Source organism: Streptococcus sp. V913, assembly GCF_054353455.1.
Window position 1 is genome coordinate 71,161 of record NZ_JBTHHX010000001.1, and the last position, 24,565, is coordinate 95,725.

The 24,565-nt window shown below is 40.6% G+C and carries 21 protein-coding genes and 1 pseudogene; 18 read left to right on the plus strand and 4 right to left on the minus strand.

The features are described from left to right. Positions 1-12 precede the first annotated feature (12 nt). The 5 genes and pseudogenes from ACXYSL_RS00395 to ACXYSL_RS00415 all read left to right on the plus strand — a co-directional run bounded on the left by ACXYSL_RS00395 (position 13) and on the right by ACXYSL_RS00415 (position 3,189). Complete coding sequence (locus ACXYSL_RS00395; RefSeq protein WP_414335442.1) at positions 13-534, plus strand: RDD family protein; 522 nt, start codon at positions 13-15, stop codon at positions 532-534. A 176-nt stretch (positions 535-710) separates the two neighbouring features. After that, positions 711-1,573, plus strand: a pseudogene (locus ACXYSL_RS00400) (DUF4300 family protein). Positions 1,574-1,666: 93 nt separating this feature from the next. Then, the gene (locus ACXYSL_RS00405) at positions 1,667-1,987 is read left to right on the plus strand and encodes a hypothetical protein (RefSeq protein ID WP_458623644.1); all 321 of its coding nucleotides are present in this window, start codon (positions 1,667-1,669) and stop codon (positions 1,985-1,987) included. A gap of 38 nt (positions 1,988-2,025) precedes the next feature. Next, positions 2,026-2,337, plus strand: coding sequence for a hypothetical protein (locus ACXYSL_RS00410; protein ID WP_000351658.1), 312 nt, complete (start codon positions 2,026-2,028; stop codon positions 2,335-2,337). Positions 2,338-2,385: 48 nt separating this feature from the next. After that, positions 2,386-3,189, plus strand: coding sequence for a hypothetical protein (locus ACXYSL_RS00415; RefSeq protein ID WP_458623645.1), 804 nt, complete (start codon positions 2,386-2,388; stop codon positions 3,187-3,189). 30 nt (positions 3,190-3,219) lie between these two features. Here ACXYSL_RS00415 and ACXYSL_RS00420 read toward each other — a convergent pair whose 3' ends face one another. Beyond that, complete coding sequence (locus ACXYSL_RS00420) at positions 3,220-4,239, minus strand: hypothetical protein (protein ID WP_458623646.1); 1,020 nt, start codon at positions 4,237-4,239, stop codon at positions 3,220-3,222. Positions 4,240-4,489: 250 nt separating this feature from the next. Between ACXYSL_RS00420 and ACXYSL_RS00425 the strand changes: the two genes are divergently transcribed. The 8 genes from ACXYSL_RS00425 (at position 4,490) to ACXYSL_RS00460 (ending at position 13,651) form a co-directional block, all read left to right on the plus strand. Beyond that, positions 4,490-5,506, plus strand: coding sequence for a hypothetical protein (locus ACXYSL_RS00425; RefSeq protein WP_458623647.1), 1,017 nt, complete (start codon positions 4,490-4,492; stop codon positions 5,504-5,506). 591 nt (positions 5,507-6,097) lie between these two features. Continuing rightward, entirely contained in the window at positions 6,098-7,558 is a 1,461-nt protein-coding gene (locus ACXYSL_RS00430) for an aminotransferase class I/II-fold pyridoxal phosphate-dependent enzyme (RefSeq protein ID WP_458623648.1), read from the plus strand. Continuing rightward, positions 7,559-8,419: a polyamine aminopropyltransferase gene (gene speE, locus ACXYSL_RS00435; protein WP_009730144.1), complete on the plus strand. Its 861-nt coding sequence runs from the start codon at positions 7,559-7,561 to the stop codon at positions 8,417-8,419. Further along, complete coding sequence (locus ACXYSL_RS00440; RefSeq protein WP_000088775.1) at positions 8,416-9,675, plus strand: saccharopine dehydrogenase family protein; 1,260 nt, start codon at positions 8,416-8,418, stop codon at positions 9,673-9,675. Before speE ends, ACXYSL_RS00440 begins: the two co-directional genes overlap by 4 nt. Then, positions 9,675-10,802, plus strand: a complete 1,128-nt coding sequence (gene nspC / locus ACXYSL_RS00445; protein WP_458623649.1) for a carboxynorspermidine decarboxylase — start codon at positions 9,675-9,677, stop codon at positions 10,800-10,802. Before ACXYSL_RS00440 ends, nspC begins: the two co-directional genes overlap by 1 nt. Continuing rightward, complete coding sequence (aguA, locus tag ACXYSL_RS00450; RefSeq protein ID WP_458623650.1) at positions 10,799-11,884, plus strand: agmatine deiminase; 1,086 nt, start codon at positions 10,799-10,801, stop codon at positions 11,882-11,884. Before nspC ends, aguA begins: the two co-directional genes overlap by 4 nt. 9 nt (positions 11,885-11,893) lie before the next feature. Continuing rightward, positions 11,894-12,769, plus strand: coding sequence for an N-carbamoylputrescine amidase (gene aguB / locus ACXYSL_RS00455; protein ID WP_458623651.1), 876 nt, complete (start codon positions 11,894-11,896; stop codon positions 12,767-12,769). Positions 12,770-12,913: 144 nt separating this feature from the next. Beyond that, positions 12,914-13,651, plus strand: a complete 738-nt coding sequence (locus ACXYSL_RS00460) for a TraX family protein (RefSeq protein WP_458623652.1) — start codon at positions 12,914-12,916, stop codon at positions 13,649-13,651. A 45-nt stretch (positions 13,652-13,696) separates the two neighbouring features. Here ACXYSL_RS00460 and ACXYSL_RS00465 read toward each other — a convergent pair whose 3' ends face one another. Next, the gene (locus ACXYSL_RS00465) at positions 13,697-14,506 is read right to left on the minus strand and encodes a Cof-type HAD-IIB family hydrolase (RefSeq protein WP_458623653.1); all 810 of its coding nucleotides are present in this window, start codon (positions 14,504-14,506) and stop codon (positions 13,697-13,699) included. Between the two features lie 253 nt (positions 14,507-14,759). Here ACXYSL_RS00465 and ACXYSL_RS00470 point away from each other — a divergent pair, with 253 nt between their 5' ends. From ACXYSL_RS00470 to ACXYSL_RS00490, 5 genes are all read left to right on the plus strand, one after another. Continuing rightward, on the plus strand, positions 14,760-14,981 hold the full coding sequence (locus tag ACXYSL_RS00470; RefSeq protein ID WP_007521927.1) for a hypothetical protein: 222 nt from the start codon (positions 14,760-14,762) through the stop codon (positions 14,979-14,981). Positions 14,982-15,033: 52 nt separating this feature from the next. After that, positions 15,034-15,705 carry a CPBP family intramembrane glutamic endopeptidase gene (locus tag ACXYSL_RS00475; RefSeq protein WP_007521929.1) on the plus strand — a complete coding sequence of 224 codons (672 nt, stop codon included), beginning with the start codon at positions 15,034-15,036 and terminating at the stop codon, positions 15,703-15,705. A 128-nt stretch (positions 15,706-15,833) separates the two neighbouring features. Further along, complete coding sequence (gene rexB / locus ACXYSL_RS00480) at positions 15,834-19,109, plus strand: ATP-dependent nuclease subunit B (RefSeq protein ID WP_458623654.1); 3,276 nt, start codon at positions 15,834-15,836, stop codon at positions 19,107-19,109. Beyond that, entirely contained in the window at positions 19,106-22,759 is a 3,654-nt protein-coding gene (addA, locus tag ACXYSL_RS00485; RefSeq protein ID WP_458623655.1) for a helicase-exonuclease AddAB subunit AddA, read from the plus strand. The genes rexB and addA overlap by 4 nt, the downstream gene beginning before the upstream one ends. Positions 22,760-22,776: 17 nt before the next feature. Next, positions 22,777-23,955: a hypothetical protein gene (locus ACXYSL_RS00490; RefSeq protein ID WP_033585250.1), complete on the plus strand. Its 1,179-nt coding sequence runs from the start codon at positions 22,777-22,779 to the stop codon at positions 23,953-23,955. 33 nt (positions 23,956-23,988) lie between these two features. Here the strand turns inward: ACXYSL_RS00490 and ACXYSL_RS00495 are convergent, their stop codons facing one another. After that, a complete protein-coding gene (locus ACXYSL_RS00495) occupies positions 23,989-24,345 on the minus strand; it encodes a type II toxin-antitoxin system PemK/MazF family toxin (protein ID WP_000560798.1) in 357 nt (118 codons plus the stop codon). Continuing rightward, positions 24,329-24,544, minus strand: a complete 216-nt coding sequence (gene mazE, locus ACXYSL_RS00500) for a type II toxin-antitoxin system PemI/MazE family antitoxin (protein WP_033585252.1) — start codon at positions 24,542-24,544, stop codon at positions 24,329-24,331. The genes ACXYSL_RS00495 and mazE overlap by 17 nt, the downstream gene beginning before the upstream one ends. Positions 24,545-24,565 lie beyond the last annotated feature (21 nt).

Consider the following 24,565-nt stretch of genomic DNA (forward strand, 5'->3'; position numbering starts at 1 on the left):
AAGGAGGAGATGATGAGGAAGATTTTAGCAATTAATTCTATTTCGTTTAAAAAAAGAATGATTGAATTACTATTTGATTATCTTTTCATTCTAGCTTATTTAGCACTTCTGTTTTTGGGTTCTATGCTTTTTTACACTATTTTTTTTAATGGTATTCCAGAGTTTACAGAAATTCAGTCGCAGTGTCTTGTATTTTTTACCTCTGTTTTGCCAATCATTCTACTTTTTACATTCTTAGATTATACAAAAAATGGGAGTTTCGGGAAGGCGAAAGCAGGACTTCAATTAGTTTACAAGAAAAAAACAGTGCAAGCTAGCTTGCTTAGAAACACCATTAAATTTTTTCCTTGGCAAATAGGTCATATGGGCACGATACATGGTTTCTATAGTGAGTTTGATTCCTTATCTATTATTCTCTCGTTTTTAGCTACTCTCCTCGCAGTTGCCCTACTTGTAATGATGGTTTTCAGGAAGGATAAGCGACATTTAGGTGACCTTATAGCACATACACAGGTACAGCTAAAAGGTGGCTAAAATTAAAGATTTCATAGATATTTCACTTATTAGGGAGCGTGCTGTGTGCCAGCTTCCTTTTTAATGATTTAAAATCTACTTTATTCAGCAAAATGCTTGGACTTAAAATAAATTTGAACTATAATATAAGAGAAGCTAATCGACCTGAAAAATCTTAGTAAATAAGAAAATATTTTATGAAAGTATCTAAAAAAATCAGATTAATGAGCTGCTGTGGTTTAGCTTTCTTTACTTTAGCTGCCTGTGGTACAAACCAAAACCAATCTACGGAAAAACAGAATAGTTCAACTACTAAGGTGGTTAAGGAACCTATAGCAACCTCAATAGCAAGGAAAGTTCAGAAGAAGTTCGAAAAGCCTTGGCTGCACATTTGGATAAAGATAGTGTCGATGCATTTTTTAACCTTGTCAATGATTACAACGCGACTGTCGGTTCAGTAGGCTTAACTGGAGATTTTTCTACATTTACCAAAACAGACTATGATGTTGAAAAGATAAGCAATCTTTGGGCTCCTAAAAAGGGTGATTTTGTCGGTACCAACTGTCGTATTAACAGTTATTGTTTATTAAAAAATTCTATCGAAATTCCTAAATTAGAGAAAGATGATTCTCTCTTGTTTGTCGATAATGATGCCATTGACAAAGGTAAGGTCTTTGATGCAGAAGACAAGGATGCTTTTGATATTTTATTCTCAAGAGTCAAGACCGAAGCAACGACAGATGTTAAGGTGCATGCTGCTAAGATGGAACAGTTCCTTTCTCAATTCAAGTTTAATGAAAATGCTCGAATGCTGTCTGTTGTAGTTCATGATGACTTGGATGGTCAATCTCTCTTTATCGGTCATGTCGGCATACTTGTGCCAAGCGAGGACAGTTATCTCTTTGTCGAAAAGTTAACCTTTGAGGAGCCTTATCAAGCTATCAAATTTGCAACCAAGGAAGATTGCTACAAATATCTAGATACAAAATACGAAAACTATACAGGTGAAGGTCTAGCGAAGTCCTTTATTATGGATAATGATAAGTGGGTTCAACTCTAAAAATAGTATTTTGGGGATGATTTGCCTAAAGAGTGGGATAAGAAGTTACCAACCGAATGATAGTTAAATTGATATGATTAGAGGACAGCAAGCATGGATGAATATACATTAAGAGTTGTAAAAATTGATAAGGAAGCTATTTTTGAGTTTATCTACGAAACTTTTATATCGCAAGAGCAAGAACTACTGGATCTGTCGCCTGTGGATGTTATCAATGATTGTGCTATGGATTGGGAAAAGGGAGAGTTTATCTTTGCAGCACATCTTCAGGAAAATAGTCTGGGAGAATTTAATCCTCCTCCCAATGATATTGATATCCAAGATTTGCTGGAAAAACTACCTGTTACAACAGATTCTGTTCTTGGGCAAGAGAGGATTTATAGAGATTTTTCATTCGACCAATTAAAAAAATAATATAATAGAAGTAAATAAAATACTCATAAGGAGACACAATGGATATTAAAGATTTTACAGAAAAAGAACAAGAGATGATTAAAAAGGGACTCACTTTCTCTAAGCTTAACGATAAGGAAACTGCCGATAAGATTATCGCATTAATTCCTCAAGATATGATTAAACGGATTCCATTTTTTGTTAGAAAACATGCCATTACACGTACTGTTAAGAGAATCTCGCTTGAGTATCCAGAGTTGTATGCTGTAGCTGAACAAGAAGGCCAACTTCCTGAAAAGGAAGCTCAAGAATTGCGACAAATTCTTACAGATATTTTCCAAGAGAAAATGAACAAGCATAAGATTAAATAAGTTTTGAGATTTATCAATAAGATGTTGATTGAGCATTAGGAGTTGAGTATGGCTATTGATGGCGTTAAAATCATTGACAGTGATCAAGGTTATGACATTTACAATGAGGTAGTTGGTCGCTATAGAGATGGTGAACATGTAGCAAATATCATCAAGGATATTCTCGATGCGGAAAAAGATTACTGTCAAACAGACTTTTTTACAGAAATTTATTGGACAGCTCTTGCCTACTCACTGTGGAAGATTGGTCACCTGACAGACGACATCAGAGATAAAACATTAGAGCTTATCAAAAAAGGGGCTGATCCATTTTGGTTGGAAATAGATCCAAAGGCTTTGAAGCAAAGGCAAAAGGTCTTGGAAAAACTTGCAGTTCAGTTGCAAACTGAAAATCCTAGACCTCTAAAGGTCCCTAAAACCAAAACTAAACGCAAACCTTATTTTGAAGAAGGGGATATCCTTGCTGTTAAGTTCCAAGATGAGTATGGTCTTGTCTTTGTATCTATGGTTGATCAGAGTCCTAGAAAGCTTGAGTACCATCTGGCTTGCACGCGCCTCTTACAGACAAAAAAGCCCACAATCGATGATTTTTTGACCAGTCATATCTCCTGTAAGATGGACAATACAAAGTTTGCTCTCGTTACAGATTGCTGGTTCAATCACAAAGATTTAGGGCAATTATTAGATAATATTGAAAAAATTGGACAGGTGAAACTTAGACCTTTTAGTCTTTGGATGCTAGCACCAGCCCAAAATTTAGAAGATATTTATGAAGAAATCACTAGAGATATGGGCTCTTCTGGCCTTCGCATCGAAACCTATAAACTTGTCGATGATGTTTTTTCAGTTTAATGCTTATGTGATAAAGGGGAAAATGGTCAATCATTCCCACATACTGTGTTGAGCTCTAACACCATAACTATCTATGGAACCATCTGAATTGAACTTGGCTTCAATCCTGTATCTTTTCCAGAGGTCGTAATCTGCCGTTTGAATGGTTAGGATGTAGTTTGAGTCAGTCTCAGCGACATTGTAATCAGCAGGATTGACTTCAAAGATATCGATTAATTTTCTTGTTTGAAAATCTTGGAGCTTGAGATTTGCTAAACTGACATGATTGATAGAAATTCCCTGCAATTGATGGGTATCCTTAAGCGTTCTATAGTAGGTAATGACACAGTTTTTGAGTTGATCAGTATCTTTGCCAGTAGGAGTAAGGGTCATAAAACCATAGGACTGATCTTCACGCTTGATTTCGAGAAGCTGGCCGTAGTAGAAATGGTCGTTTTTTGGATTGGTGATAGGACTATCTGCACTTTTATCTTCGAAGGTGAAACCTTGATCTAAAAGCTCGGAAGCCTTGGTCTCTCCGATAATGACAGTAGTATTTTGAATGGTTACAGGAATAGGTTGAGCTGGAAGACCACTCATCATGATGCAAAACATAAAAACATAACTCGTTAAAAAAGCTGTCCCGATAAAAGCGTTGGTTGATGCATAGACATGACTGTTATGAGTGTTTTTTCTTATAGCTAGTACAACCAATTTGCCGATACTTTTTAAAACCATACTAACAAGCACAATGAAGAATTGTTTTTTCAAACATTCATAAATGGCTTGAGGAAAGCTATTACCATGATAGTAGAAACCAGCCAATACGAGTAGATTTACGATTAAATAGATCAGCAAGAACCAATGAATCTCTTTTAGGGCATTGGTATCAGTGATTTCTTCATAGTCAACGTGAATTCTTCCTTGAACAGCATGACCAAGTTTATAAATCCATTTGGGAATTTCCTTGCCTTTATTTACTGCGATTACAAGTCTGATATAGAGATAAATGGTAAAGGATAAGGATAGAAAGAAAAGAGCATAAAATCCTAAAACAATAGTAGTGAACATGGCTACTTCCCCCGTTTTTCAATTGCTAGAGAACAATTTTGTTAGCTTCATTATAGCACTTTCTTTGGGAACAGAGCTAGAAATATCAGAAATATTCTTAAAGATAAAAAGATGGGAATGATTGCCATTTATGCTTTACCGATTGTACTGATAGAAGGCGGCCCCTTCTTCTTAATGGTTTTATTGATTGGGAATTGGACATTAAAGAGAAAGATAAGATTTGAGAGAGAACATAAAGGAGTAGAGAGCCATGGGTAGAACGGTGATTATAGGTACTTTAATAGCTTTTGCAATCTTTAATCTGCTGCTAGGTCTGGGTTTTTATCTCTTTCTAAAAAAGGGGAAAGAGAATGGACAGTCATTGTACGAAACTCCTGTAAATCAACAAACTCGAACTGAAAAGCTGGGTCTAGGTGAGATTTTGGTCTACCTGTCCCTGATTGCTATTGCAGGAGTCTTTGCTTTTCAGACCTTAAATAGAGGTGGTGTTGGGAATTCTATTTTAGCCAAAATGATCCTCCTCCCAGCTATAATGGCTCTTTTCAATGCAAGAAAAAGGACTGGAAAGTCTTTACTTGCCCTCCTTATAACCTTTATGGTCTTTCTGGTAGGAGTCATGTTTAATCTCACGATTGGTTTGCCACCTCAAGCACCAATTTTGCAAATTAATGAAAGTAAAATCATTTTAGCAGAAACTAAAGCCAGTGAGCTGATGGATGCTGGTTTTGACATCTATGTAAGACAGGGCGATGGTGGTAGCGACTACGAAGAGCTCCTGACAGATGGCAGTTTCCAAAAGTATCCTGGAGATAAAACAGTTACCATCGAAAAAGGCTTCAGGCTTGATAGCAATGCTGTTCCTTACGCTCCCTATCTCCTAGCAAAAGATGGCATAGTACTGGGAAGTATTTCCTTTTACGGTGCTGAGGACCATGATGTGGCTATAGAAGATTCTAAGGTTATTCAGGTTCGATTTAACAAGGACAGTATTGAGGCAGCGAAAAAACATTCTATTACTTTCAAATTAAATGAACTTGACTTGACTACACGACTGGATGTTTCTCTTGTTCAAGAAACTTTCAAGAAGCATCTATGGTCAATTCCGCCATCAAATACAAGTGATGTCACTCAACTATGGTATGGATTAAAGTGGTCCAGCAACAGTGATTCGCTATTTTGGAATGAGTACTATGGTCTCATCCGCCTAGATGAAAATTATATGATGACTGATTTTGAACTAGCTGTTCAAGTAGCACGAGATAAGTAGATAAGATTTTGAATAACTGACTATACTTACGATTCAACAAAGGAACTAATCGATTTAGTTCCTGTTTTTGTTTTTTGATTTCAATTTTAAACGGTTTCTTTTTATTGTTGAATACTATTTCGCGAACAAAAAAAGAAATTCTTTAAAAAAGTTTCACAAAATCCTTTACAAGCTCTTGTAAACATGGTATAGTTATAAGGCTTAGAAAATGAGAAGATGTTTTCTAGCAAATATAAACCCGAGTAAAAAATGCCTACGGACAGGCAGGGTTGAATGCCGAAGCGTGGTTGAAAAGCCACATTATTGATAGGGTTAAAAGCCTACTTTTATAAGTTGATGTTAGGACGCTTGTCCTAATTCATAAATTTTAGTGTGGTGAAAGCACACGTCATCTTGTGAAACGATCAATAAAGTACGTAATATTTGCTACTAGAGAGTTAGGAAACATCGGGAACAGACATACTCAACAGAAACCAAAATAAACACGTCAGAAGATTGCAGAGCAGGTGAAAACCTGCTCTTTTTTCATAAGTCAACCTTTAGTCGCCTTTATCTTCTTGTGGTGCTAAAAATATGGTAAAGGAGTATGTCTTGAAGAAGTTAGATCAAAACCAAGCCCCAATTTACGAGGCTTTGGTCAAACTACGCAAGAAAAGGATTGTCCCCTTTGATGTGCCAGGTCACAAGCGTGGGCGGGGAAATCCAGAACTTGTTGAACTATTAGGGGAAAAATGTGTTGGCATTGATGTCAATTCGATGAAACCCTTGGATAATCTCGGTCATCCCATTTCGATTATTCGGGATGCAGAGGAATTAGCTGCGGATGCTTTTGGAGCTGCCCATGCCTTTCTCATGATTGGAGGAACAACCTCATCAGTTCAAACTATGATTCTTTCGACTTGTAAGGCAGGAGATAAGATTATTCTTCCACGAAATGTCCACAAATCTGCTATCAATGCGTTGGTTCTATGTGGTGCCATTCCCATCTATATCGAGATGAGTGTAGATCCTAAAATCGGCATCGCTTTAGGTCTTGAAAATGACCGTGTTGCCCAGGCCATTAAGGAACATCCAGATGCCAAGGCCATTTTGATTAACAATCCTACTTACTATGGAATTTGTTCAGACCTCAAGGGTTTAACGGAAATGGGTCATGAAGCGGGCATGCTGGTTTTAGTGGATGAAGCCCATGGAGCGCATTTGCATTTTACAGACAAATTGCCACTGTCTGCTATGGATGCTGGCGCTGATATGGCGGCGGTATCTATGCATAAGTCTGGTGGGAGTTTGACTCAAAGTTCGCTTCTTTTAATCGGGGAGCAGATGAATCCTGAATACGTTCGTCAGATTATCAATCTTACCCAGTCAACATCTGCCTCTTATTTGTTGATGGCTAGTTTGGATATTTCTCGACGGAACTTAGCTCTTCGTGGCAAAGAGTCTTTTGAGAAAGTCATTGAGCTATCCGAATACGCTCGTCGTGAAATCAATGCTATCGGTGGTTACTATGCCTACTCAAAAGAGTTGATAGACGGTGTGTCTGTTTGTGATTTTGATGTAACCAAGCTGTCCGTTTACACTCAGGGTATTGGCTTAACAGGGATCGAGGTTTATGATCTCCTACGAGACGAATACGATATTCAGATTGAATTTGGGGATATTGGCAATATATTGGCCTACATTTCAATCGGTGACCGCATCCAAGACATTGAACGTTTAGTTGGTGCTTTAGCTGATATCAAGAGACTCTACTCAAGGGACGGAAAAGATTTGATTGCTGGAGAATATATCCAGCCTGAGTTGGTACTGTCTCCTCAAGAAGCCTTCTATTCAGAGAGAAGAAGTTTGACCCTGGACCAGTCTGTTGGACAAGTCTGTGGGGAATTTGTCATGTGTTACCCTCCAGGCATTCCTATCTTGGCTCCTGGTGAACGCATTACACGTGAAATTGTAGACTATATCCAATTTGCCAAAGAACGTGGTTGCTCCCTCCAAGGGACGGAAGATCCAGAAGTCAATCACATCAACGTTATTGATAGAAAGGAGAACTAGATGGATTTGTGGTTTTCTGAAGTTCATACTCCAGATGTGAAATTGTCCTTGAGAACTGCCAAGCAACTCTACGCTGGTAAAAGTGAATGGCAGGATATCGAAGTTTTAGACACACCAGCTTTTGGGAAAATATTAATCTTAAATGGCCATGTCTTGTTTTCAGATGCGGATGATTTCGTATACAACGAAATGACGGTCCACGTTCCCATGGCTGTCCACCCAAATCCCAAGAAAGTCTTGGTTATTGGAGGTGGCGACGGTGGTGTTGCCCAAGTTTTGACACTGTATCCAGAATTGGAACAAATCGATATTGTAGAACCGGATGAGATGCTGGTTGAGGTCTGTCGTGAGTATTTTCCAGACTTTGCTGCGGGGCTAGATGATCCTCGTGTTACCATTTACTACCAAAATGGACTACGCTTTTTGCGAAACTGTGAAGATGACTACGATATTATCATCAACGATGCGACAGATCCATTTGGACATACGGAAGGGCTCTTTACCAAGGAATTTTACGGAAACAGTTTCAGGGCCTTGAAAGAAGACGGAATCATGATCTATCAGCATGGTAGTCCTTTCTTTGACGAAGATGAGTCAGCTTGCCGAAGCATGCACCGTAAGGTCAATCAAGCCTTTCCAATCAGTCGAGTTTATCAGGCGCACATCCCAACCAGTCCAGCTGGCTATTGGCTGTTTGGTTTTGCATCGAAAAAATACCACCCTGTTAAAGATTTTGATAAGGAAGGCTGGAAAAAACGCCAGCTTTTCACAGAATACTACACTGCAAACTTACATGTGGGAGCCTTTATGTTGCCTAAGTATGTAGAAGACATTTTAGAAGAAGAGGAAGGGAAAAAATGAGTCGTCTATTAGTTATCGGATGTGGAGGCGTTGCCCAAGTTGCTATTTCAAAGATTTGTCAAGATAGCGAAACCTTTACAGAGATTATGATTGCTAGCCGTACAAAGTCAAAATGTGATGATTTGAAGGCTAAATTAGAAGGCAAAACAAGTACAAAGATTGAAACAGCTGCTCTTGATGCTGATAAGGTAGAAGAAGTGATTGCTTTGATTGAAAGCTACAAACCAGAAGCCGTTTTGAACGTAGCTCTGCCATACCAAGACTTAACTATCATGGATGCTTGTTTGGCGACAGGTGTCCACTATATAGATACTGCCAACTATGAGGCTGAGGATACAGAAGACCCTGAATGGCGTGCTATTTATGAGAAACGTTGTAAGGAACTTGGTTTTACAGCCTACTTTGACTACTCATGGCAGTGGGCTTATCAGGAGAAATTCAAAGAAGCAGGCTTGACAGCTCTTCTTGGTTCTGGTTTTGACCCAGGTGTGACCAGTGTCTTTTCAGCTTATGCTTTGAAACACTATTTTGATGAAATCCACTATATCGACATTTTAGACTGTAATGGTGGAGATCACGGTTATCCATTTGCGACGAATTTTAATCCAGAAATCAATCTCCGTGAGGTTTCTGCACCAGGTTCTTACTGGGAAGATGGGAAATGGGTCGAAGTCGAAGCTATGTCTATCAAGCGTGAGTACGATTTCCCACAGGTCGGACAAAAAGACATGTATCTCCTTCACCATGAAGAAATTGAATCATTGGCCAAGAACATTCCAGGTGTCAAACGCATTCGTTTCTTTATGACTTTTGGTCAATCATACTTGACGCACATGAAATGTTTGGAAAATGTCGGTCTCCTTCGTACGGATACCATTAACTTTAACGGCCAAGAAATTGTTCCAATTCAATTTTTGAAAGCCTTGCTTCCAGATCCTGCAAGCCTTGGTCCACGCACGGTTGGTAAAACCAATATCGGTTGTATCTTTACAGGTGTCAAAGATGGTGTTGAAAAGACCATTTACATCTACAATGTTTGCGACCATCAGGAATGTTACGCAGAAGTTGGTTCACAAGCTATTTCTTACACAACAGGAGTTCCAGCCATGATTGGGACAAAATTAGTTATGAACGGAACTTGGAAACAACCTGGAGTTTACAACCTTGAAGAATTGGATCCAGATCCATTCATGGAAGCTTTGAATGAGTATGGTTTGCCATGGGTTGTGGTTGAGAATCCGCAAATGGTGGACTAATGAAGCTAGAACAAGTACCAACACCAGCTTATGTCATTGACTTGGCAAAGTTAGAAGCCAACTGCCGTATCCTACAATATGTACAAGAAGAGGCAGGATGCAAGGTTTTGCTTGCCCAGAAAGCCTATTCCCTCTATAAAACCTATCCCTTGATCAGCCAGTATCTATCTGGCACAACTGCAAGTGGTCTCTATGAGGCCAAGCTCGCTAGAGAAGAATTCCCGGGGGAAGTCCATGTCTTTGCGCCTGCTTTCAAGGATGCGGACTTGGAGGAATTGCTTGAGATAACAGACCATATCGTTTTTAACTCTGAGAGACAATTGCGTAAACATGGTGCTCGTTGTCGTGAGGCTGGTATTAGTGTTGGTCTCCGTATCAATCCTCAATGCTCTACTCAGGGAGATCACGCGCTCTATGACCCTTGTGCGCCAGGTTCTCGCTTTGGAGTGACACTAGATAAAATTCCTAGTGATTTGTTGGATTTAGTGGACGGACTTCACTTTCATACCCTTTGCGAGCAAGGTTCAGAGGATTTAGAGACAACCTTGAAAGCAGTAGAAGAGCAGTTTGGTTCTTACTTACATCAAGTTAAATGGCTCAATATGGGTGGCGGACACCACATCACAAGAGAAGATTATGATGTAGATTTGCTGATTTCTGAAATCAAGCGTATCCGAGAAACTTACAACCTTGAAGTCTATATCGAGCCGGGTGAAGCCATTGCGCTTAATGCGGGTTATCTAGCAACTGAAGTATTGGATATTGTCGAAAACGGTATGGAGATCTTGATTTTAGACGCCTCTGCGACCTGCCATATGCCTGATGTACTTGAGATGCCCTATCGTCCACCTTTGAGAAATGGATTTGAGGCGCAGAAAAAAGCCCATACTTATAGACTTTCTTCCAATACCTGCCTGACGGGAGATGTGATTGGCGATTATAGCTTTGAAAGTCCAGTTCAAATAGGAGACAGACTTTATTTTGAAGATATGGCCATTTATTCTTTTGTTAAAAATAATACCTTTAACGGTATTGGCTTGCCAAGTCTCTATCTTATGAACGAGCAGGGGGACTGCAGCTTAGTCAAAGCCTTCGGCTATCAAGACTTTAAAGGGAGATTATCATGATAGACAGTCCAAAAAAATTAGGCTTTCGTATGCCAGCAGAATATGAACCCCATCATGGTACCCTCATGATATGGCCGACTCGACCAGGATCATGGCCTTTTCAAGGAAAAGCTGCCAAAAAAGCATTTAGCCAGATTATTAAAACTATCGCTCAAGGGGAAAGAGTCTACCTTTTGGTGGAGCAGGACTATCTATCTGAAGCCAAATCCTATCTTGGAGACAAGGTCGTTTATTTAGATATTCCGACAAATGATGCCTGGGCGCGTGATACAGGTCCGACTATTCTCGTCAATGATAAAAGAGAAAAGTTGGCAGTCGATTGGTCTTTTAATGCATGGGGTGGTGCTGTGGATGGTCTTTATCAAGATTATGAAGCAGATGACCAAGTGGCCAGTCTTTTTGCTGAGGCCTTGGAAATGCCTGTTTATGATGCTAAACCTTTTGTACTGGAAGGAGGCGCGATCCATAGCGATGGTCAAGGAACCATTCTTGTGACTGAAAGTTGCCTACTCAGTCCTGGACGCAATCCTCATCTCAGTAAAGAGGAAATCGAAAACACCTTATTAGAAAGCCTTGGCGCTGAAAAAGTTATTTGGCTTCCTTATGGTATTTATCAGGACGAAACCAATGAACACGTTGACAATGTTGCTGCCTTTGTTGGTCCTGCGGAACTTGTCTTGGCTTGGACAGATGATCAAAACGATCCTCAGTATGCCATGTCTGCAGCTGACCTTGCCCTTTTAGAGAAGGAAACGGATGCAAAAGGTCGTCCCTTCACTATTCATAAGCTTCCTATCCCAGCTATTTGTCAGGTTGTCTCTAAGGAGGATTTACCAGGCTATACCTATGAGGAAGGGGAAGAGGAGCGTTATGAGGGCGAGCGTCTTGCGGCTTCCTATGTCAATTTTTATATTGCCAACAAGGCTGTCTTAGTTCCACAGTTTGAGGATGTAAACGACCAAGTGGCTTTAGATATTCTCAGTAAGTGTTTCCCAGACCGTAAAGTTGTCGGTATACCAGCCAGAGATATTCTCTTAGGTGGTGGCAATATCCACTGTATCACCCAACAAATCCCAGAATAGGAGAGAAAAATGAGAAATGTGAAAGTTGCAGCGATCCAGATGCAATGTGCCAAGGATGTGGCAACAAATATCCAAACAGCGGAACGTTTAGTTCGACAAGCTGCAAAGCAAGGAGCCCAAATTATTCTCTTACCTGAATTATTTGAACGTCCCTATTTCTGTCAGGAACGCCAGTATGACTACTACCAGTATGCCCAGTCGGTGACAGAAAATACAGCTATTCAGCATTTTAGGGTGATTGCTAAAGAACTGCAGGTTGTTTTACCAATCAGTTTCTATGAAAAAGATGGTAATGTCTTGTATAACTCTATTGCCGTTATTGATGCAGATGGTGAGGTTCTTGGCGTTTATCGAAAGACCCACATACCAGATGATCATTATTATCAAGAAAAGTTTTACTTTACGCCTGGTAACACAGGTTTCAAGGTCTGGGACACTCGCTATGCTAAGATTGGGATTGGTATCTGTTGGGATCAATGGTTCCCTGAAACAGCGCGCTGTCTTGCATTGAATGGTGCTGAATTGCTCTTTTATCCAACAGCCATCGGTTCAGAGCCAATTCTGGATACAGACAGTTGTGGGCACTGGCAACGTACCATGCAAGGGCACGCAGCAGCGAATATTGTCCCTGTCATTGCAGCCAATCGTTACGGTTTGGAAGAAGTCACTCCTAGTGAAGAAAATGGTGGACAGAGTTCCAGTCTTGACTTCTACGGTTCGTCCTTTATGACGGATGAAACAGGAGCTATTTTAGAGCGAGCTGAAAGACAAGGTGAAGCTGTTCTGTTAGCGACTTATGACCTTGATAAGGGAGCAAGCGAGCGCCTCAACTGGGGACTATTTCGAGATAGAAGACCAGAAATGTACAAACGAATTACGGACTAGAAGGTATCTTTCATAATAAATTTTTGATATTCACGCCTGTCTTACAAAAATGTAAGATAGGCTTTTTAAATGTAAGATAGGTGTACGATTATGCGTGGAAATGTATGCTATACTCTATGTAGATCAAAAAGAAAGAGGTTTATTATGAAAAAATGGAATGCGACGCAGTTGAAGTACCTGATGGCGGCAGTAATGATTCTAGACCATATCCCTCATATTACAGGAATCGTTTCTCCTATGTGGGAAGGTATTCTTCACGCCTTGACTCGTTGTGTGGGAGTTTGGTTTGCCTATATGGCTATGGAAGGATTCATCCATACTCGAAATCTGAAAGACTATCTCATCCGTCTCTGGAGTTGGGCTCTTATCATGTTCGCGGGTAATAGCCTACTCAATGCCCTGTTTGCCTCTAAGGGAGTAATGGTCACTAATAATATTTTCTTTACTTTGGCCATCGGTGTCACCATGCTTTGGATTGGTTTTCCCAGAAAAGAGCTGGATAAAAAAGAGAAATTGTGGCGTCGGATTGGAGTTGCTGGTCTCTTGATTTTCGGTTGTCTTTTTACTGAGGGTGGCATCACCATGCTACCATTTCTCTTGATTAGTTACTCTTTTCGAAATCGTAAGGGATTGCGAAATCTCCTCTATACTCTCCTTTGGGGCTTCCTATTAGTGACTTCTATCCAAATCTATGACACATGGTATCAAACACTGGAAATGATGCTTTACAACTCTGACTGGCTCTTTATCACTGTCTTTCCTTTTATGGCCTTGTATAATGGGGAACGCGGTGAACAAACTATATGGAATAAGTATTTCTTTTATATTTTCTACCCGGCTCATCTATGGCTCATAACTTTGATTGCTTATTTGGTTAAGTAACAAAAAAGCAAATAGCAGTATTGACTGTCTATTTGCTTTTATTTTTTATAAAATATACTTCTCAATCGCGCGTGCAACGCCTTCTTCTTCATTGCTGGCTGTAACGTCATTGGCTAAGGATTTGACATGGTCGCTGGCATTTCCCATAGCAATGCCAAGTCCTGCAAACTGAAGCATTTCGATATCGTTATTGGCATCACCCATGGCCATAATTTCTGAGGGCTCGATCTTCAAAATAGCAGCTAGTCGAGAAAGAGCAGTAGCCTTGGTAGTTCCAAGTGGCATGGCTTCATAAATGACAGGCTGCGAACGAACTCCACTGAATCGTTGGCAAAGTTCCTTGGCAAAACGCTGCTCAAAATCGTCTGTTTGCTCTTTTGTTCCTAAAAACATTCCTTGGAACATACGATATTTACCACTGGTGGCTTCATCAAGGGAAATTTCAGTCAGATTTGAAAAGACTAGCTTGGCATCATTTTGAACGATTTGATTAGGCTTGCCACCGAGGACAAAATAATGCTTCTCATCAAAAAGAGTCAACTGGACGTCGCTTTTTTCTGCTAAGTCATAGAGGTATTCAATGTCAGATGGACTGAGTTCTTGCCAGTCAACTAGACTCCAGTCACTGGTCTGATGGGTTGAGCAACCATTATTGACAATGACGTACTCGTTCTGTAGGTCAAGTCCTAGTTGTTTATAGTAGGGGAGGACACCGAAAAGCGGGCGACCTGTACAGAGAACCAGTTTGACACCTTTTTCAATGGCTTGGTGAATGGCAGTGATGTGGGCTTGCGGGATTTCCTTGGCTTCATTGAGGAGGGTTCCGTCCATATCCAAGGCTAGTAGTTTAATCATAAGACTTCCTTTTCTAGGTGTTTTGCTTTTATTATAGCATATTTTGAGGGAAATAGGGATTACTATGTCAATTTAGGACGTTTGGATGACAATTCAAGATTTGAAGAGGATATTTTGTAAAGATATGCTATACTAAAGTTGTCAAAGTTGCAACTAGACAAATATTAAAAAAACTAACTTAAAATAGTTTTTTATAAGTCGGTATGAGTAGCAGATTACTCAACTAATCTGAACAATAGTGGAGGAATACATCATGGTTTTAATGAAAAAAAATATAAATCTAACAAATGAAGAATTAGAGATGATACAAGGTGGAGCAAATCGATATGGTAAAGAGGCTAATGGTTATTACGGTTGGCAAATGGCGTCGGTATTGACTATGCCAGTTCATGGATTTTGTCCCAGTGGCACTTATGATTTAGGATATATTGGCGGAGGCAATCATCTTTGCAAAGGAAGTGCTGCGAGATTTTAAGTAAAATTTATTAGTAATATGAAGAAACAAGGGGAGAAAGCTGAGGCATAGTATGAAAAAACGAATTATTCAAATTTTACTAGCATTATCCTTAATTTTTTACAAATCAACTTGGTTTCGGTGGATTTTTAATCACTTTGCAGCTAGATTTGTACCTGCTAGTCGAGAATATTTCTTACTTCTTGCTTTTTTAGAGCTCAGCGTAACTCTTCTAACAGTACTTTATTTACTAGTGTTCGAAGGTAAAAAAATGCTGGAGTTGAAATGGAAATGGAGATATCCAGTTTATTTGCTTCTTGCTTATGGAGTCAATTATCTTTCAGATTCTGTGTTTTCTTTTTTAACCCCAGCAACGTCCAATCAAATCGCTTTAAATGAATTGATTGAGATGACAGGTCGACAAGAGTTACTATATTTTTTGATTCTTACTTGTCTACTAGGACCAATTGCAGAAGAAATGGTTTATCGGGGAGTTCTTATGAATACTTTTTTGAAAGATTCACCTTGGTATGGAGATGTTTTACTATCGGCCTGCGCCTTTGGCTATGTGCATGTCAGTTCAGGTTTAACACCACTCGCCTTTTTCACCTATGCAAGTGGAGGAGCGATTTTAGCATTACTCTACCGAAAAACTCACTCTCTCTATTATCCCATTTTGCTCCATTTCATGGTTAACATTACAGCATTTTGGTACTTATGGATAAATCTATTTTCAGCAAGTTAGTGCTTATCATTCAATGCCGGAACTTTCCGGCATTTTTTCTTCAGAAGTTTTAAGAACTCTCTATTTATAGGATTAGCAGTCAAAAAATGGTATAATAAAAGGTAATGAAAAATTCCAACGAGGCAGAGATGAAATTACTTTATACTGATATTCGGACTTCTTTGACAGAAATCTTGACCAGAGAGGCGGAAGAGTTGGTTGTTGCTGGTAAGCGGGTTTTCTACATTGCTCCCAACTCTCTTTCTTTTGAAAAGGAACGTGCCGTGCTGGAATGCTTGTCCCAGCAGGCTTCTTTTGCGATTACCGTCACGCGCTTTGCTCAGATGGCTCGTTACCTGGTTTTAAATGACTTGCCTACAAAGACCAGTCTTGATGATATCGGTCTTGGGATGGCCTTTTATAAATGTCTTGCGGAACTGGACTCCAAAGAGTTACGAGTTTATGGTGCGATTAAACAGGACCCTCAATTTATCCAGCAGCTGATTGAACTTTATCACGAGATGACAACTGCTCAGATGAGCTTTTTGGACTTGGAAAGTTTGACCGATGAGGACAAGAGAGCAGATTTACTCTTGATTTTCGAGAAAGTAACAGCCTATCTCAATCAAAGTCAGTTGGCTCAGGGAAGTCAGTTGTCCCATTTGATTGAGGCTATTGAGAATAACAAGGTAAGTAGTGATTTCAGTCAACTTGCCTTGGTTATTGATGGATTTACCCGTTTTTCTGCTGAGGAAGAGCGTGTAGTGGATCTACTCCATCGCAAAGGTGCCGAGATTATTATTGGTGCTTATGCAAGCAAGAAGGCCTATACCAGTCCGTTCACTGAAGGCAATCTCTACCAAGCCAGTGTGGAATTCCTCCATCATTTGGGGGCAAAATACCAAACCCCTGCTCAAGACCGTTCTCAGACGCATGAGAAGATGGATAGCTTTGACAAGGCCTCTCGTTTGCTGGAGTCTTCTTATGACTTTTCAGAACTCACTTTAGATGTCGATGAGAAGGACCGTGAAAATTTGCAAATCTGGTCTTGCTTGACACAAAAGGAAGAGTTGGAGTTGGTGGCTCGCGCTATTCGTCAGAAATTACATGACTATCCAGAACTGAGTTACAAGCATTTTCGTATTTTGCTGGGGGATGTGGCATCTTACCAGCTATCGCTGAAAACTATTTTTGACCAGTACCAGATACCGTTCTATCTTGGTAGAAGCGAATCCATGGCTCACCACCCTTTGACTCAGTATGTCGAATCTATTTTGCGTTTGAAACGCTATCGTTTTCGTCAAGAAGATTTGATTAATCTCCTCAGAACTGGTTTGTATACTGACCTTAGCCAGGATGATATTGATGCTTTTGAGCAATATCTCCGCTATCTTGGCATCAATGGATTGCCAACTTTTCAGCAGCCCTTCACAAAATCCCACCACGGAAAATTTGATTTGGAACGTTTGAATGCCATTCGTTTGCGAGTTTTGGCTCCTCTTGAAACCTTGTTTGCCAGCCGGAAACAGAAGGCTGAAAATCTCTTGAAAAAGTGGAATGCTTTTCTAAAAAGCGCTGCCTTAAGCAAGCAGATGCAATACTTGACAGCTACTATGGAAGCTCTAGAACAGGAAAGACAAGCCGAAGTTTGGAAAGCTTTCAGTCATGTTTTAGAACAATTTGCGACAGTTTTTGATGGTTCACAAGTTAGTCTGGAGGACTTCCTAGCCTTGTTCCATTCAGGGATGAGTTTATCTCAGTATCGCACTATTCCAGCGACAGTGGACACTGTTCTGGTGCAGAGTTACGATTTGATTGCACCACTGACAGCTGACTTTGTTTACGCTATTGGGCTGACTCAGGATCATTTACCAAAAATTGCGCAAAACACCAGTCTATTGACAGATGAAGAAAGACAAAGCCTAAACCAAGCTACTGAAGAGGGAGCACAATTACTGATTGCAAGCAGTGAAAACCTCAAGAAAAATCGCTATACCATGCTTTCTTTAGTCAACTCTGCTCGTAAGCAGTTGATTTTGTCAGCACCAAGTCTTCTCAATGAAAACGAGAGCAAGGAATCTGCCTATCTTCATGAACTGGTGAGTTTTGGATTTAGCCGAATAGAAAAGAGAATGAACCATAAAAAACTTAGCAAAGAAGATATGGGTTCTTATCACAGTCTCTTGTCTAGTCTCGTTGCCTATCATCAGCAAGCTACTTCTAGTGAAAATGAACAAGATGTGACCTTTGTCACGGTCTTGGCGCGTGTCATGGGGAAAAAACTTGACCAAAAAGGCCTTGCGAATCCTGCCCTCCCAACAAGTCCAAGCAGCAAGCCATTAGCAAAGGATACCTTGCAGGCTCTTTATCCAGTTGACAAGGAGTTTTACCTGTCCACCTCTGGTTTGACAGAGTTTTATCGCAATGAATACAGTTATTTCCTCCGTTATGTCTTAGGTTTGCAGGAAGAATTGCGCCTTCGTCCAGATGCTCGCAGTCACGGGAATTTCTTGCATCGTATTTTTGAACGTGCCTTGCAGTTACCTGACGAAGATTCCTTTGACCAACGTTTGGAACAGGCTATCCAAGAAACTGGTCAGGAACGAGAATTTGAGGCTATTTATCAGGAAAGTTTGGAAGCCCAGTTTACCAAGGAAGTTCTGCTTGATGTGGCCCGGACTACTGGCCACATCCTTCGTCATAATCCAGCTATCGAAACCATTCAAGAGGAAGCAAGATTTGGCGGCAAGGACCAGGCCTTTATTCAATTGGACGATGGTCGCAGTGTCTTTGTGCGAGGCAAGGTTGACCGTATTGACCGCCTGAAAGCTGATGGAGCGCTAGGAGTGGTGGACTACAAGTCTAGTTTGACCCAGTTCCAGTTTCCTCATTTCTTCAATGGGCTTAATTCCCAACTGCCAACCTATCTTGCTGCCCTAAAAAGAGAAGGGGAGCAGAACTTTTTCGGCGCTATGTACTTGGAAATGGCTGAACCCGTCCAATCTCTGCTGACCGTTAAGAGTTTGGCTGGAGCAGTAGCAGAAGCCAGTAAGTCTATGAAATACCAGGGACTATTTTTAGAAAAAGAAAGCAGTCATTTGGGCGAATTTTATAACAAAAACAAAGCCAATCAGCTGACAGACGAGGAATTCCAACTCTTACTGGACTATAATGCCCACCTGTACAAGAAAGCAGCTGAGAAGATTTTAGAAGGCCAGTTCGCTATCAATCCATACACAGAGAACGGAAGAAGTATTGCCCCATACGTCCAGCAACATCAGGCAATTACAGGATTTGAAGCCAATTACCATTTGGGTCAAGCTCGTTTCCTAGAAAAGTTAGACCTAGCGGATGGCAAACGTCTGGTCGGAGAAAAACTCAAGCAAGCTTGGTTTGAAAAAATGAGAGAGGAGTTGAATCGATGAAGCCCATTTCCTTTTTAACTGAGGAAGAAATTCAAAAATTGCAAGAAGCAGAAGCGAGTTCGAGCAAGGAACAGAAGAAAACTGCCGAGCAAATCCAAGCTATTTATACTGCTGGGCAAAATATCCTAGTCTCAGCGTCTGCTGGTTCAGGGAAAACCTTTGTTATGGCAGAGCGCATTCTGGACCAATTAGCCCGTGGTGTCGAAATTTCTCAACTCTTTATCTCGACCTTTACCGTCAAGGCTGCCACTGAACTAAAAGAACGTTTGGAGAAAAAAATCAGCCAACAAATCCAAGAAACAGATGATGTTGATCTCAAACAACACTTGGGACGTCAGTTGGCAGATCTGCCAAACGCGGCCATCGGAACTATGGACTCCTTCACACAAAAGTTCCTCGGCAAACATGGTTATCTGATTGATATCGCACCGAACTTCCGTATTCTACAAAATGAAAGTGAACAGTTAATCTTAAAAAATGAGGTTTTTCATCAGGTTTTTGAAGATCATTACCAAGGTGAAAATAAAGAGAGCTTTAGTCGATTGGTCAAGAATTTTGCTGGTCGAGGCAAGGATGAACGTGGTCTTCGTCAACAAGTCTACAAAATTTATGACTTTTTGCAATCTACTAGCAGCCCTCAGAAATGGCTTCAGAATTCTTTTCTCAAAGGATTTGAAGAAGCCAATTTTACTAGTGAGAAAGGAAAACTGACTGAGAAAATCAAGCAGGCGCTCTGGGATTTGGAAAGCTTTTTCCGTTATCATCTGGATAACGATGCAAAGGAGTTTCCAAAAGCTGCCTATTTAGAAGCTGTTCAACAGGTTCTGGATGAAATTGGCTCCTTAAATCAAGAGTCCGATAGCCAGGCTTATCAAGCAGTGCTTACGCGTGCTGTCGCCATCTCGAAAGAAAAAAATGGTAGAGCTCTAGCTAATTCTAGTCGTAAGGCCGATTTGAAACAACTGGCTGATGCCTATAACGATGAGAGAAAGGCCCAGTTTGCAAAACTTGGACAACTAGCAGACCAGATAACGATTCTCGACTATCAGGAGCGTTATCATGAAGACACCTGGGATCTAGCTAAAACCTTCCAAACCTTTATGAGTGATTTTGTGGAGGCTTATCGTGAACGTAAACGCCAGGAAAATGCCTTTGAATTTGCTGATATCAGCCATTATACCATTGAGATCTTAGAGAATTTCCCACAGGTTCGCGAGGCTTATCAGGAACGATTCCACGAAGTCATGGTCGATGAGTATCAGGATACCAACCATATTCAAGAACGAATGTTGGAATTGCTGTCGAATGGTCACAATCGCTTTATGGTTGGAGATATCAAGCAGTCCATCTACCGTTTTCGGCAGGCAGATCCGCAGATTTTCAATGAGAAATTCCAACGCTATGCGCATAATCCTCAAGAAGGCAAGTTGATTCTACTCAAGGAAAATTTCCGTAGTAGTTCAGAAGTGCTATCGGCAACCAATGATGTTTTTGGACGCCTTATGGACCAAGAGGTCGGCGAAATCAACTATGATAGTATGCACCAGCTTGTTTTTGCCAATAACAAACTAACTCCCAATCCAGAAAATAAGGCAGAATTTCTCCTCTACGATAAGGGCGACAGCGGGCAAGAGGAGGAAGAGAGCCAAACAGAAACTAAACTCACTGGGGAAATGCGCCTAGTTATCAAGGAAATCCTGAAGATTCATCAGGAAAAAGGTGTTGCCTTTAAAGAAATTGCTCTTTTGACTTCTAGTCGCAGTCGAAATGACCAGATTCTCCTCGCCCTGTCTGAGTACGGAATTCCAGTTAAAACCGACGGTGAGCAAAACAATTATCTCCAATCCCTAGAAGTACAAGTCATGCTGGACACCATGCGCGTCATTCACAATCCCCTGCAAGACTATGCCTTGGTGGCTCTGATGAAGTCTCCTATGTTTAGCTTTGATGAGGACGAGTTGGCACGCTTGTCCCTTCAGAAAATAGAAGATAAGACCCAAGAAAATCTCTATGAGAAACTTGTCAATGCTCAAAAACAAGCAGCTAGCCAGAAAGAGTTAATTCATGCAGAACTAGCTAAAAAACTCAATCAATTCATGGTTATTTTGGATTCTTGGCGCTTATATGCCAAAACTCATTCCCTCTATGACTTGATTTGGAAGATCTACAACGATCGTTTTTACTATGATTATGTTGGAGCCTTGCCTAACGGTCCTGCAAGACAGGCCAATCTCTATGCCCTAGCTCTGCGAGCAGACCAGTTTGAAAAAAGTAATTTCAAAGGCTTGTCTCGTTTTATTCGTATGATTGATCAGGTTTTGGAAGCCCAGCATGATCTCGCAAGCGTAGCTGTCGCACCACCTAAAGACGCGGTGGAGCTCATGACCATTCACAAGAGTAAAGGTCTGGAGTTTCCTTATGTCTTTATCCTCAACATGGATCAAGATTTTAATAAGCAAGACTCAATGTCTGATGTTATTCTCAGTCGAAAAAATGGGCTTGGTGTCAAATACATTGCCAAGGTGGAAACAGGAGCAGTGGAAGCACACTATCCTAAAACCATCAAACTCTCCATTCCCAGCCTTACCTATACGCAGAATGAAGAAGAACTGCAATTGGCTAGCTATTCAGAGCAGATGCGTCTGCTGTATGTTGCCATGACACGGGCTGAGAGAAAGCTTTATCTTGTCGGTAAGGGCTCTCGTGAAAAGCTGGAAGCCAAGGATTATCCAACAGCTGAAAACGGGAAACTAGATAAACATACTAGACTTCAAGCCAAGAATTTCCAAGATTGGATCTGGGCTATTACTAAAGTATTTGCCAAGGACAATCTCAACTTTAGCTATCGTTTTGTTGGTGAAGACCAATTGACTAGAGAAGCTATCGGAGAGTTGGAAAACAAGAGTCCTCTACAAGATAGCTCTCAAGCAGACAACCGCCAGTCAGAGACCATCAAAGAAGCTCTGGAAATGCTGAAAGAGGTGGAAGTTTATAATACTCTTCACCACGCAGCTATTGAGCTTCCTAGTGTTCAAACCCCAAGCCAAATCAAGAAATTCTACGAACCCGTTATGGATATGGAAGGGGTAGAAATTACTAATCAAACTCAATCACCGGAAAAGCAAATCAGCTTTGATTTACCAGATTTTTCAACTAAAGAAAAGGTAACAGGAGCTGAGATTGGTAGTGCTACCCACGAACTCATGCAGAGAATTGACCTCAGCCAGCGACCAACGCTTGCTAGCCTAACAGAAACACTTAAACAAGTTCAGACTAGTCCAGTTGTTAGAGATAGGATCAATCTTTCTAAAATCTTAGCTTTCTTTGACACAGCACTTGGTCAGGAAATTCTCGCTAATACTAGCCATCTTTACCGCGAGCAACCTTTTTCTATGCTCAAACGAGAACAAAAGAGTCAGGAAAACTTCGTTGTCCGTGGGATCTTGGATGGCTATCTGCTTTATGAGGATCGCATCGTTCTTTTTGACTACAAGACTGACCGTTATGATCAACCAAGTCAACTCATAGACCGCTATCGTGGCCAGTTAGCCCTATATGGTGAGGCCTTATCACGAGCTTATTTGATTGAAAATATTGAGAAATACTTGATTTTACTCGGTAAAGACGAGGTTCAAGTTGTAAAAGTATAACCTAGAAAGGAAACCTCATGACACTTCCGGTTAGAAAATCCCTGCACGATGCGGTTTTACAGGCTTCAAAAGCCGATACTTGGGATCAAGCTACCAAGGAATGGAATGAAGTTTCCTTGATTTTTAATGGCATTGGTCGTAGTAATTGTGTTTGCGGGAACGCCATAAAATACGCCTACGAACTCTTTAATGGTGTCACAGGCCAACGCCTCTTTCCAATCGGCAGTGACTGTGTTCGTCATTTTCATCGAGTGACTTTAGACCAGCAACTGGAGGAGGAAGAAAGACTACTCAGAAAAGTTGAAAATCTAACTAAAAAGGCTCAGAAAAAGGAAAAAATCAAGGTTAATAAAAGCGACTTTGACGAACGACTTCTAAAATGGTTTTGGGAGAAAGGTGTTTTCAAAGCCAATCGTGGCAATCAATTCTCGCCTGAGAAAGATTATCGGCTCTTCCTAGAAGTCTTTCAAGGAGGAAGTTGGACCAAGGCAGAGCCAAAGAAGAAGGCCCGTATGGAAGAAGTGCTGGAAAAGTGTATCAAACCTTTTCTACTTGGTAAGTCCGATGACCAACTCTACCTTGTCAAATTAGGCAAGGAGAAAATCGACTACGAGCAGCATTTACGGATTCAAGCAGAGAAAGAACGCAAGAAAAGAGATAAAATCGCCAAGCAATACGCTGACAACCTCATTCTTGCCATGGGACCTGCAGAACGCGCTTATCAAGATTACTTTGGCTTTACAGAAACCTTGACCCAAGAAGAACGAAAATGGGAGAAAATCCTCTTTGGTAAAAATAGAGACGAACGGGCTATCAAGGCTAAACAAAACCAAAAGGAGCTGGAAAAGGATCAGCGTATTGCAAATCAAGATCCTATTGAACGAAAGCAGAAACAGACTTGGCTTCTTAATTCCTATTTTCGTGATTTGCCTGATGAAAAAGCCAGATTTTCTCGACTCTTACTAGAGTATCGAAAAAGTGGAGAAGTACCCTTTTCAGATGGTTACTTATCTGAGCATCTCATTGACTTTTTCTACAAGATGAAGGCCTTTGAGTTTGAGATTGCTCCAGAACAAGTCCGCGATTTTCTAAAAGAATGCCTTCAAGCAGAGGATCTATCATCAGCACAAGAAAGCTGGATTAGAGGGATTCTCCTCAATTGTCTTCATCCGTTCTTAAATAGGTTACTCATATAGAAAAAATCCTACCTTGTCTATGCATGGTAGGATTTAAGTATCTCCAAAGATGTACTGGTAAAGTTGGACGACTTTCTGAAAACATTGTGTGTCCATTCTTGTTATTTTTTGAGCATTTCGCATCCGAAAATCAAAGGTATACAGTTGAAATGGATTGACAGCGCCATCTACCTTATCCGACGAGACAGGAACGAGCAAGCCTTTTTCTGCCAAACGTTGTTGGCCATGAGTGATGGGACAGACAGCCACAAAACCAGTTTGCAAGGCATATTCTCTCCTAGAAACAACCAAGGCTGGTCGCCTTTTCTGAATTTCTCGACCGACTGATGGATCAAAGTCCAGCCAAATGATATCCTGCTTTTCAGGAATATAGTCAGATTTCGCTATCAAGTGACCTTACCCCTTCAAAATCATTTGTCATTCTCAAATCAGTAATCCCATCAAAAGGATCTTTCATTTTTGGAGCTAAGACAATGACTCCGTCAATCCCTTTGTAGACAACCATTTCTTGACCTTCTGTCATCCCCAAATTTTTCGGAATAGTCACAGTGAGAGAATTTCCTACCTTCCGAGTCTTTACTGTATTCATTGCTCTACCTCCACGAATTAG

What these genes read in the sequence shown, in the direction of transcription:
- ACXYSL_RS00470 (WP_007521927.1), top strand. Translation starts at nt 14,760, where the DNA reads ATGGTTTTAATGAAAAAAAATATAAATCTAACAAATGAAGAATTAGAG.
- ACXYSL_RS00490 (WP_033585250.1), top strand. Translation starts at nt 22,777, where the DNA reads ATGACACTTCCGGTTAGAAAATCCCTGCACGATGCGGTTTTACAGGCT.
- speE (WP_009730144.1), top strand. Translation starts at nt 7,559, where the DNA reads ATGGATTTGTGGTTTTCTGAAGTTCATACTCCAGATGTGAAATTGTCC.
- addA (WP_458623655.1), top strand. Translation starts at nt 19,106, where the DNA reads ATGAAGCCCATTTCCTTTTTAACTGAGGAAGAAATTCAAAAATTGCAA.
- ACXYSL_RS00465 (WP_458623653.1), bottom strand. Translation starts at nt 14,506, where the DNA reads ATGATTAAACTACTAGCCTTGGATATGGACGGAACCCTCCTCAATGAA.
- mazE (WP_033585252.1), bottom strand. Translation starts at nt 24,544, where the DNA reads ATGAATACAGTAAAGACTCGGAAGGTAGGAAATTCTCTCACTGTGACT.
- ACXYSL_RS00425 (WP_458623647.1), top strand. Translation starts at nt 4,490, where the DNA reads ATGGGTAGAACGGTGATTATAGGTACTTTAATAGCTTTTGCAATCTTT.
- ACXYSL_RS00405 (WP_458623644.1), top strand. Translation starts at nt 1,667, where the DNA reads ATGGATGAATATACATTAAGAGTTGTAAAAATTGATAAGGAAGCTATT.
- ACXYSL_RS00395 (WP_414335442.1), top strand. Translation starts at nt 13, where the DNA reads ATGAGGAAGATTTTAGCAATTAATTCTATTTCGTTTAAAAAAAGAATG.
- ACXYSL_RS00475 (WP_007521929.1), top strand. Translation starts at nt 15,034, where the DNA reads ATGAAAAAACGAATTATTCAAATTTTACTAGCATTATCCTTAATTTTT.
- ACXYSL_RS00420 (WP_458623646.1), bottom strand. Translation starts at nt 4,239, where the DNA reads ATGTTCACTACTATTGTTTTAGGATTTTATGCTCTTTTCTTTCTATCC.
- ACXYSL_RS00410 (WP_000351658.1), top strand. Translation starts at nt 2,026, where the DNA reads ATGGATATTAAAGATTTTACAGAAAAAGAACAAGAGATGATTAAAAAG.
- aguB (WP_458623651.1), top strand. Translation starts at nt 11,894, where the DNA reads ATGAGAAATGTGAAAGTTGCAGCGATCCAGATGCAATGTGCCAAGGAT.
- ACXYSL_RS00415 (WP_458623645.1), top strand. Translation starts at nt 2,386, where the DNA reads ATGGCTATTGATGGCGTTAAAATCATTGACAGTGATCAAGGTTATGAC.
- ACXYSL_RS00440 (WP_000088775.1), top strand. Translation starts at nt 8,416, where the DNA reads ATGAGTCGTCTATTAGTTATCGGATGTGGAGGCGTTGCCCAAGTTGCT.
- rexB (WP_458623654.1), top strand. Translation starts at nt 15,834, where the DNA reads ATGAAATTACTTTATACTGATATTCGGACTTCTTTGACAGAAATCTTG.
- ACXYSL_RS00460 (WP_458623652.1), top strand. Translation starts at nt 12,914, where the DNA reads ATGAAAAAATGGAATGCGACGCAGTTGAAGTACCTGATGGCGGCAGTA.
- aguA (WP_458623650.1), top strand. Translation starts at nt 10,799, where the DNA reads ATGATAGACAGTCCAAAAAAATTAGGCTTTCGTATGCCAGCAGAATAT.
- nspC (WP_458623649.1), top strand. Translation starts at nt 9,675, where the DNA reads ATGAAGCTAGAACAAGTACCAACACCAGCTTATGTCATTGACTTGGCA.